General features: G+C 61.2%; 7 protein-coding genes. 5 read left to right on the plus strand and 2 right to left on the minus strand.

What is annotated here, in order from left to right; translation table 11 throughout:
- The first annotated feature begins 60 nt into the window (after positions 1-60).
- Entirely contained in the window at positions 61-462 is a 402-nt protein-coding gene (locus B348_RS0110710; RefSeq protein ID WP_017736121.1) for a cupin domain-containing protein, read from the plus strand.
- 135 nt (positions 463-597) lie between these two features.
- On the opposite strand, the gene B348_RS0110715 is transcribed toward B348_RS0110710, so the two are convergent.
- Positions 598-1,227 (minus strand): DNA-3-methyladenine glycosylase I, encoded by a 630-nt coding sequence (locus B348_RS0110715; RefSeq protein ID WP_017736122.1) that lies wholly within the window; start codon positions 1,225-1,227, stop codon positions 598-600.
- Between the two features lie 217 nt (positions 1,228-1,444).
- On the opposite strand from B348_RS0110715, the gene B348_RS0110720 reads away from it, so the two are divergent.
- The 3 genes from B348_RS0110720 to B348_RS0110730 all read left to right on the plus strand — a co-directional run bounded on the left by B348_RS0110720 (position 1,445) and on the right by B348_RS0110730 (position 4,334).
- Positions 1,445-2,770, plus strand: coding sequence for a C4-dicarboxylate transporter DctA (locus B348_RS0110720; protein ID WP_177325327.1), 1,326 nt, complete (start codon positions 1,445-1,447; stop codon positions 2,768-2,770).
- Between the two features lie 158 nt (positions 2,771-2,928).
- The gene (locus B348_RS0110725) at positions 2,929-3,630 is read left to right on the plus strand and encodes a FadR/GntR family transcriptional regulator (RefSeq protein WP_017736124.1); all 702 of its coding nucleotides are present in this window, start codon (positions 2,929-2,931) and stop codon (positions 3,628-3,630) included.
- A gap of 17 nt (positions 3,631-3,647) precedes the next feature.
- Positions 3,648-4,334, plus strand: a complete 687-nt coding sequence (locus tag B348_RS0110730) for a GntR family transcriptional regulator (RefSeq protein ID WP_017736125.1) — start codon at positions 3,648-3,650, stop codon at positions 4,332-4,334.
- 186 nt (positions 4,335-4,520) lie between these two features.
- On the opposite strand, the gene B348_RS0110735 is transcribed toward B348_RS0110730, so the two are convergent.
- Positions 4,521-9,389 carry an NAD-glutamate dehydrogenase gene (locus B348_RS0110735; RefSeq protein WP_017736126.1) on the minus strand — a complete coding sequence of 1,623 codons (4,869 nt, stop codon included), beginning with the start codon at positions 9,387-9,389 and terminating at the stop codon, positions 4,521-4,523.
- Between the two features lie 479 nt (positions 9,390-9,868).
- On the opposite strand from B348_RS0110735, the gene B348_RS0110740 reads away from it, so the two are divergent.
- Positions 9,869-10,222, plus strand: coding sequence for a hypothetical protein (locus B348_RS0110740; protein WP_017736127.1), 354 nt, complete (start codon positions 9,869-9,871; stop codon positions 10,220-10,222).
- Positions 10,223-10,281 lie beyond the last annotated feature (59 nt).

Genomic DNA, 10,281 nt, shown 5'->3' on the forward strand with positions numbered 1-10,281 from the left:
TGGTGACCCCGGCCACGCGGCGTAGGGTGAACAGGTCTCGAACTACTCGGAAACTTCGTCATGAAACGACTGCTCACTGCCTCCCTGATGCTCGCCTCCCTCAGCGCCTTTGCCCACGAACCGGTGTACAACCAGGAGTCGATCAAGGTCCTGCAAGAACACGCGCTGACCAACGTGCCCGGCAAGAAAACCATCATGCTCACCGTGGACTATGCACCCGGGCAAGCCACCGTCCCTCACAGCCACACCGGCACCGCGGTGGCCTACGTGCTGGAAGGCGAAATCACCTCGCGGGTGAATGATGAGAAGGCGGTCACCTACAAGGTCGGTGAATCGTTCTATGAGCCGGCGGGGTCGCGGCACTTTGAATCGAGCAATGCCAGCCAGACCAAGCCGGCCAAGTTGCTGGTGGTGATGGTCATGGATGATAAGGCCGAGGTACTCACGCCACTGCCACAGTAACCCGCAACACTACAAAACCCTGTGGGAGCTGGCTTGCCTGCGATAGCGGTATATCAGTAACAGATGGGTTGGCTGACCCACCGCTATCGCAGGCAAGCCAGCTCCCACAGGTTGAATTATGTTTTTTCAGCAGGTTCAGGGGCGCTTGAACTGGCGCCGTAGCTCTTCGATGCGAGGCCGGCATAGACAGCCTTCCAGATGATCATTGACCATCCCCATCGCCTGCATCAACGCATACATCGTGGTCGGCCCCACATAGGTCCAGCCACGCTTCTTCAGCGCTTTCGACAAGCGCACCGACGCAGGCGAGGTCGGGTTGCCCGTCCAGTACGCCATATCCACCCGCGCCGGGCGCTCCTCATCAGCCGGTTCGAACGCCCACAACCAGCGCGCCAACGATCCCGTCTCATCCACCAGCTCACACGCCCTGCGCGCATTGTTGAGGGTGGACACGATCTTCGCCCGGTTGCGCACGATGCCCACGTCCTGCATCAGTCGTTCAATATCGGCCTCGCCGTACTGCGCCACCCGGCGAAAGTCAAAGCCCTCGAACGCCGCCCGGAACTGTTCGCGCTTGCGCAGGATGGTGATCCACGCCATGCCCGCCTGGAAGCCTTCCAGACAGATCTTCTCGTATAGCTGGATATCGTCAGCCACCGGCACGCCCCACTCGTGGTCGTGGTAATCCGGGTATTGCGGCGCCGACGTGCGCCAGGTGCAGTAGGTCTGCCCGGTGGCGTCGGTTGTCAGTCCTGGTCGGTCCATCCATCACCTCGTGTGTCTTGCGGCGGATGATAAGCGAAAAAATTTCCAGCCCACCAACCGCTCAAGCATCGCCCTCGCCGACCAACTGGTCAGACCGGGTCCGGTCAACCACCGAATTTTTACTTGTGATTTCAAAAAAGCCGAGCGTAGACTGGCCGCGCACTGGACTTACCGGTAAGACCACAACAATTAAGCCCTGGAACCACCAGGGCACCGAATAGAGATCCCTCCCATGCTCAGATGGTGCTCGCGTTCGATTTTCCTGCAAGTCGTGATCGGCCTGATGCTAGGCGTTGTTTGCGGCCTGGCCCTTCCCGAATTCTCCACACAACTCAAACCCCTCGGTGACGGCTTTATCAAGCTGATCAAAATGCTGATCGGCCTGATCGTGTTCTGCGTGGTGGTCAGCGGCATCTCTGGCGCCGGCGACTTGAAGAAAGTCGGGCGCATCGGCCTCAAGTCGGTGATCTACTTTGAAATCCTCACCACCGTCGCCCTGGTGATAGGCCTGGTGATGGCCTTCAGCACCGGTATTGGCCAAGGCGCCAATATCCACCTGGAGCAATTGTCGTCCGCCGGCCTCAATGAACTGGCCGACAAAGGCCAGCACATCCGCGGCACCAGCCAGTTCCTGATGGACCTGATCCCCAACTCGGTGATCGGCGCCTTCGCCGAGAACAACGTGCTGCAAGTGCTGCTGTTCTCGGTGTTGTTCGGCAGCGCGCTGAACCTGGTGGGCGAAGCGGCATCGGGCATCTCGCGCCTGATCAACGAGCTGAGCCATGTGATCTTCCGCATCATGGGCATGATCGTGCGCCTGGCGCCGATTGGTGTGTTTGGGGCGATTGCCTTCACCACCAGCACCTACGGCCTGGACTCGCTGCAACACCTGGGCAGCCTGGTGGGCCTGTTCTACCTCACCTGCTTCGCCTTCGTCGGGCTGATCCTCGGCCTGGTGATGCGCCTGTCCGGCCTGCGCATGTTGCCGCTGCTCAAGTACCTGCGCGAAGAACTGCTGATCGTGATGGGCACCGCCTCCTCCGACGCCGTGCTGCCACAGATCATGCGTAAACTGGAGCACCTGGGCATTGGCAGCTCCACCGTCGGCCTGGTGATCCCAACGGGGTATTCGTTCAACCTCGACGGCTTCTCGATCTACCTGACCCTGGCCATCGTGTTTATCGCCAACGCCACTGGCACGCCGCTGTCGATGACCGATCTGATGACGATTCTGCTGGTGTCGCTGATCACCTCCAAGGGTGCCCACGGCATTCCGGGGTCGGCGCTGGTGATCCTGGCGGCGACGCTCACGGCTATCCCGGCGATTCCAGTGGTGGGCCTGGTGCTGGTGCTGGCGGTGGATTGGTTCATGGGCATTGGCCGCGCACTGACCAACCTGATCGGCAACTGCGTCGCTACCGTGGCGATTGCTCGTTGGGAGAAAGACATCGACTTGCAGCGCGCCAACAAGGTGCTCGAAGGCCAGCAAGGGTATGCCTTTCAGGCCAAGAAACCGGTAGTGCCGGCGCACCAAGAATTCTAGGAAAACACACATCCAATGTGGGAGCTGGCTTGCCTGCGATAGCGGTGTATCAGTAAAGGATGGATTGACTGACACACTGCTATCGCAGGCAAGCCAGCTCCCACACTAGATCTTCGCTGGATTAACTATTGTGTTTGCAACTTAAAGGAGGCGTAGACGTGATCAGCACCTCAACCGTCGTCAATTCAGTGGTAGAAAAACTGCGCGCCGCCCTCAAGCGCGGCCAGTGGCGCCGTGGCGAAATGCTCCCCGGGCAACGCGAGCTGGCCGAACAGATGGGCATCAGCCGCCCCAGCCTGCGCGAAGCGGTGATCGTCCTGGAAACCCTCGGCCTGGTGCGCTCCATGCCCGGCAAAGGCGTGGTGGTGCTGGAAACCAGCGTCAGCGAACCACAATCCAGCGACGCCGTGGCCGACGCGAGCCTGGAAGATATCCTGCAACTGCGCTACACCCTCGAACCCTTCATCGTCGGTCTCGTCGCCCAATCCATCAGCAGCAAGGAAGTCGGCCAACTGCGCCTGACCCTGATGGACATGCGCGAAGCCCTCGACGCCGAAGACGCCGAAGCCGGCATGAACGCCTACATCGGCTTCCATGAAGAACTGTTCGCCCTGACCTCCAACCCGATCTTCCAGAACGTGGTGCAGCAAACCAGCAACGCCCTCAAGCAGAGCGCCCAGGTGCTGCGCAACTCACCGGAGCACCTGGCCGAACGCCTGCGCGAAAACGAGGCGGTGGTGCGCGCCATCCGCAACAAGAACAGCGCCCTGGCCAGTGCCGAGATGCGTCGGCACATCCTGCAGGAAGGCCTGCGCATGGGCATTCGCTTGAACATCCCGGATGACCATCTGGGCAGCTGATTTATTGGAGACTGGCCATGACCGCTTACGCGTTGCAACGCGACCCTATCTTCCCTGCCCTGCGCTTGATCGCCGGAAAAAAGCCCTCGGTGGATGACATCTACCCGCGCCTGTTCGATGCCATCCTCGAACAGCGCATTGCGCCGGCCAGTCGTTTTACCGAAGAAAGCCTGGGCGAGACCTTTGGTGTCAGCCGCAGCGTGATCCGTCGCGTGCTGGCCAAACTGTCGCACCAGCAAGTGATCATCCTGCGCCCCAACCAGCGTGCCCAGGTGGCCGCGCCGGATGCCCAGCAAACCCGGCAGATCCTCGAAGCGCGGCGCCTCACCGAAATCACCGTGGTGCAATTGGCCTGCGTACACGCCACGCCCACGCAACTGCGCCAGTTGCGCGAGCTGATCGCCCGCGAGCGCGAGTGCATCGAGCGCGACCAGCGTGGGCCGGCGATTCGTCTGTCCGGGGAGTTCCACCTGCAATTGGCCGCGATGGCGCGTAATGCGCCGCTGGCGCAGTTCCTCAACAGCCTGGTGCCGCTGACGTCGTTGGTCATTGCCCAGTACGAGGCGAAAGCCTGCACCTACTGCGCGTGGCAGGAGCATATGGCGATTGTGGATGCATTGGAGCAACGCGACGCCACTGCTGCCGTGAGCCTGATGACCCAGCACCTGGACCACCTGGAATCCAAATTACTCAAACACCACTGATCCCAAGGGATAAACACATCCAAATGTGGGAGCTGGCTTGCCTGCGATAGCGGTGGGTCAGCCAACACATATGTCACTGATACACCGCTATCGCAGGCAAGCCAGCTCCCACAGTGATCGCATTCCAATTCAAACAAAAAAGCCCCCGCATCTCGCGATACGGGGGCTTTTGTTTTCAGCGTCAGATCAAACCGGTGACAACACCGACTGACCGCTCAACGCCAGGTCCAGCAACTCACGGTTGGCTACCGCATACATGGCGTAGTCCGTGCCCACAGCGGCACGAATCTCCACCATCATCGCCACCCAACGATCAGCCATGTCCTTGTGCTGCTCAAGCCACAGGGCCACACGGGCTTCCATGTCTTCCGGCGCATCGGCCATTTGCAGGACCGAAATGGTGATCGCCCGTTGCTGCCAGTCCACATCGTCGCGGAACGCTTCGCGGGCCTGGGCCTGCCAGTTGTTGGCCACTGGCAGATCGCTGATCTGCTGCAGGTACCACGGCAGGTCCAGGGCGCTGCCCACGGCGAAGTAGGCCTTGGCCACTTCGGCGGCGTCGTGCCCGGTGACGTCGGCGGCTTCGATGATCGGCAGCAAGGTGTACAGGTGAGTCGTACCTGCAACCATGCGCGCCAACAACTCCGGTACACCGGCTTCGGTGTATTTGCCGTAGCGGTTCTGCCAGCCTTCGCGGGTCGGGCCTTCCAGCAGTTCGTCGAGCTTGAGGCCCAACGCGGCCAGGTGCGGACCGAAGTGCGCGGTGTCACGACCAGCGTCCTGCTCGTTGCGACGGCTGCGCAGGAACCAACGCGTAGCACGGCGGCCCAGGCGCATCAGCTCGTCCATCAGCTCCAGTTGCACGTCGGCAGACACCTGGTGATCCAGGGCCTCAATCTGACGGAACCAGTGCGGGAGGTGGAAGATGTCACGCACGATCACATACGCGCCCGCCACGTTCGCCGGGCTCATGCCGGTCGACTCTTTGAGCCGTTGAACGAAGGTGATGCCCATGTGGTTGACCAGGTCGTTGGCGATCTGGGTGCTGACGATCTCGCGCTTCAAGCGGTGGCGACGCATGGCTTCGCCGAACTTGGCCACCAGGCTCGGTGGGAACGCGGTCTCCATGTCGCGAGTCAGGTAGTCGTCATCCGGTACCAGGGACTTGAGCAGCGCTTCCTTGAGGTCGATCTTGCTGTAGGAAATCAGCACCGACAGCTCTGGACGGGTCAAGCCCTTGCCGGTCGCGGCGCGCTCGACGAGCTGCTCCTCGGTCGGCAGGTACTCGATGGCGCGGTCCAGCTTGCCACGGCCTTCCAGGTCGCTCATCAGGCGCTTGTACTCGGCTGCACGCTCGTAGGCACGGCGCGCGGCCAGGGACAGGGCCTGGGTCTGCTTGTAGTTGTTACCCAACACCAGGCTGCCGACTTCGTCGGTCATGCTCGCCAGCAACTGGTTGCGTTGCTTGTCGGTCATGTCACCGGCCTGCACCACTTCGTTGAGCAGGATCTTGATGTTCACTTCGTGGTCGGAGCAGTCCACACCACCGGCGTTGTCGATGAAGTCGGTGTTGGAACCGCCGCCATTGAGGCCGAATTCCACACGACCCAGCTGGGTCATGCCGAGGTTACCGCCCTCGCCCACTACCTTGCAGCGCAGCTCGTTGCCGTTGACGCGCAGCGCGTCGTTGGCCTTGTCGCCCACGTCGGCATGGCTTTCGCTGCTGGCCTTGACGTAGGTACCGATACCGCCGTTCCACAACAGGTCCACCGGTGCCTTGAGCAAGGCGTTCAGCAGTTCGGTCGGGGTCAGCTTGTCGGCCGCGATGTCGAAGCGCTCTTTCATCTGTGGCGAAATGGCAATGCTCTTCGCGCTGCGCGAGAAGATACCGCCGCCTTCGGACATGATGCTGGTGTCGTAGTCGGTCCAGGCCGAACGCGGCAGCTCGAACATGCGCTGGCGCTCGACAAAGCTGGTGGCCGGGTTCGGGTTTGGATCGATGAAGATGTGCAGGTGGTTGAAGGCCGCGACCAGTTGCAGCTTGTCGGACATCAGCAAGCCGTTACCGAACACGTCACCGGCCATATCGCCGACGCCCACCACGGTGATGCTGTCTTCCTGCACGTTGATGCCGCGCTCGCGGAAGTGACGCTGCACACCGACCCACGCGCCCTTGGCAGTGATGCCCATTTTCTTGTGGTCGTAACCGGCGGAACCACCGGAAGCAAACGCATCACCCAGCCAGAAGCCGTAGTCGATGGCGATGCCGTTGGCGATGTCGGAGAAGGTCGCCGTGCCTTTGTCCGCTGCCACTACCAGGTACGGGTCATCGTCGTCATGACGCACGACGTTGGCCGGTGGCACCAGGGCGCCGTCCTTCAGGTTGTCGGTGATGTCCAACAGGCCGGAGATGAAGATGCGGTAGCAGGCGATACCCTCGGCCGCGATCTCGTCACGGCTGCCGCCCAGTGGCAGGCGACGCGGCAGGAAGCCGCCCTTCGCACCCACCGGCACGATGACCGAGTTCTTCACTTGCTGGGCTTTTACCAGGCCAAGCACTTCGGTACGGAAGTCCTCTTCACGATCGGACCAGCGCAGGCCACCACGAGCGACGTTGCCGAAGCGCAGGTGCACGCCTTCAACCCGTGGCGAGTAGACGAAGATTTCAAACTTCGGCACCGGCTTGGGCAGCTCAGGGATCGCACGCGGGTCGAACTTGAAGCTGAAGTACGACTTGTTCTGGCCGTTGGCGTCAGTCTGGTAGAAGTTGGTGCGCAGGGTGGCCTTGATCAGGTCCAGGTAGCGACGCAGGATGCGGTCTTCGTTGAGCACCTGGACATCGTCCAGGGCGCTGAGGATCGCTTGCTCCAGGCGTTGCTGCTTGTCTTCCAGGTCTTCGGCCGTGAGCTTGCGCGCCAGGTAAAAGCGGGTCTTGAACAACCGGGTCAACTCGCGGGCGATGTCGGTGTGGTTGTTCAGGGTGCTGGCGATGTAGCCGAGGTCGAAGCCCAGGCGGATCTGCTTGAGGTAACGGGCGTAGGCACGCAGCAGCGCGACGTCGCGCCATGGCAGGCCGGCGGTGAGCACCAGGCGGTTGAACGCATCGTTCTCGGCGTCGCCATGCACGATGTGCACGAAGGCGTCTTGCAGGGTGTCGTTGAGCTGCTGGATGTCCAGGTTCACGCCTTCGGCGGCGATGAACGCAAAGTCATGGATCCAGAACTCGCGGCCGTTGGCGTGGCGCAGGCGATACGGGAACTCGCCCAGCACGCGCAGGCCGAGGTTTTCCAGGATCGGCAACACGTCGGACAGCGCCAGCGGGGTGTCGGCGTGGTAGAGCTTGCAATGCAGCTCACGCTGGCCGGAAACCTGGCCCAGCGGCTGATAGAAACTCATCACCAGCGGGTTGGCTTCGGTCAGGCTGTTGAGGTGCTGCATGTCGACCACGGCCGAATGCGCGGCGAAACGCTCGCGGTAGCCGGCCGGGAAGCCTTTCGGGAAGTCCGCCAGCACGTTGGTGCCCTGGGCTTCGCCGAAGCTTTCCACCACCAGGCTGGCGTAGTCGTCCTGCCAGCTGCGGCAGGCCTGCACCACTTCTTTTTCCAGTTGCAGCGGGTCGATATCGAGGCGGTTCTTCGGGTCAACCCGCAGGATCAACTGCACGCGAGCCAGCACGGACTCGGAGAAGAAGGTCCAGAATTCGCAGTCCGAGGCTTTCAGACGATCCATCAGCACTTGCTGGATCTTCTGGCGCACTTCGGTGGAATAGATGTCACGCGGCACATAGGCCAGGCAGTAGCAGAAACGACCGTACGGGTCCTTGCGCAGGAACACGCGGATCTTGTTGCGCTCCTGGATCTGCACGATGGACATCACGGTGCTGAACAGCTCGTCCACCGGGGTCTGGAACAGGTCGTCGCGGGGCAGCACTTCAACGACTTGCGCCAGCTCCTTGCCCAGGTGCGCCTTGGCCTGGAAGCCGGAACGGCGTTCGATCTCGGCCACCTTGCGACGGATATACGGGATGACGCGCACGCTTTCGCCGTACACCGAAGAGGTGTACAGGCCCATGAAGCGGTGTTCCTTGATGACCTTGCCGTCGGCGCTGATTTCGCGGATCGACACGTAGTCCGGGTAGGCCGGACGGTGTACGCGGCTCGGGTGCGCCGCCTTGGCGAACGACAACACCGTCGGTTCACGCAGGTAGTTCACCGCATAGTCTTCGATACGCAGGTCTTCGGCGGTCAGGCCGGCACGCAGCAGCTTGGTCAGACCGAGGAAAGAATCGGCGTCATATTCGATATGACCGCCGTCCGCCTCGTCACGTACCACAAACTCTTCATAGCCGAGGAAGGTGAAGTGGTTGCCCACCAGCCATTCCAGGAAGCTCTTGATCTCGGCCTTTTCTTCGCCGTCGATGCTGAACTGGCTGGCGTCGATACCGGCCAGCAGGTCCTGGACCTTGGCTTTCATCGGTTCGAAATCGGCCACGGCCACGCGCACTTCGCCCAACACCTGCTCAAGCTCTTTGCTCAGCACGTTGAGTTCGGCGGCATTGGCGCAACGGTCGATTTCCAGGTACATCAGCGATTCTTGCTGGATGCCTTCGCCCTGGGTGCCTTTCGGCAGGATTTCCAGCAACTCGCCCTTGGCACCACGACGCACGCTGAGCACGGTGGTTTGCAGGGTGTGGATGCTGTAGCCGCGACGGTTCAGCTCGGTACGCACCGAGTCCACCAAAAATGGCAGGTCATGGTGCAGCACTTCAACCGCAGTATGGGTCGATTGCCAGCCATGACGTTCGTAATCGGGGTTGTACACCCGCACTTGCGGTTGGGTGTGGTCAAAGCGCTCAAGCAGGCGCCACGCAGAGAGGGTGCAACCGGCCAGGTCGGAAAGGCGACGCTGGGTCAGTTCGTCCAGAGAAATGATGCCGAAGAATTGTTCAGCGAACAGCGCCACTTGTGGCAGTGCCTGTTCACTGATGTGCTGCGCCAGTGCCGCTTGCAGTTGATGCTGGAAGTCGGCCTTGCTGGCTGCGGTGAAGAACGCCATCTGTGGTACTCCGCTTGGGCTTGTTATTGATGAAAGCGTCGCGTGTTATCCCCTTGCGGGGAGACCGTCAGCTCTGTTCGCAGGTTAACCATAGCGAATCAAAGCGACAGGTGGGTGAAGCTGCACAAGACAACGGGGTCACATACAACTTGCACAAGATGCGCACCGGGCCAGATGACGGTACGACGGGCAGGTCAGGCGCCTGGCCCATGCACATCCGTTGCGCAGCTTAACGAGTGTGGGAAGACAGCTGCTTGCGGTGCTGCGACATATTCGGTCATCGGTACGCAGGCTGGGGGTTGCAACTTGGGCAACCCGAAATTTTCGGTGAAAAAACCAGCTACTTTTACTGCACCGAGTGCCGAAAATGACTGATAGCACGCGTCAGGTCATGCACTGGGTCTGACACAGGATGCAGCACAAAATTCGCGGCAATGGCACAATTGCCCGCATTACGCCCCGCCCAGACAGGATTCCCCATGCTGCAACTGACAACCGACGCGCTGATGGTCACCCCGTGCGATGACGAAGAAGACAACATGGCCATGCTCTGCTGCCACGGCAAGAACGGCGAGATGTTCATGCTCACCCGCTACCCGGATGAAGACGAAGTGGAACTGACCTGGGACTATGAGCCATCGACCCTGGACGGGCTGAAGGTCACCCTGGGTGACACGTCCCTGCTGGTGGAACTGGCTGCCGGCGACGCCGACGCGCTGGGCGGCAAGGATCAATTGCAGATCAGCCACGCCACCGCTGCCTCAGACATGGCCGAAGTCGAAGAAACCCTGCAGAACATCCTCAAGGGCACCGGCACCTTCACCCGGATCTAAGCATGTGGGATCGATCCTGTGGGAGCTGGCTTGTGTGGGAGCTGGCTTGCCTGCGATGC

Source organism: Pseudomonas sp. CBZ-4 (assembly GCF_000346755.1).
Lineage (GTDB): Bacteria > Pseudomonadota > Gammaproteobacteria > Pseudomonadales > Pseudomonadaceae > Aquipseudomonas.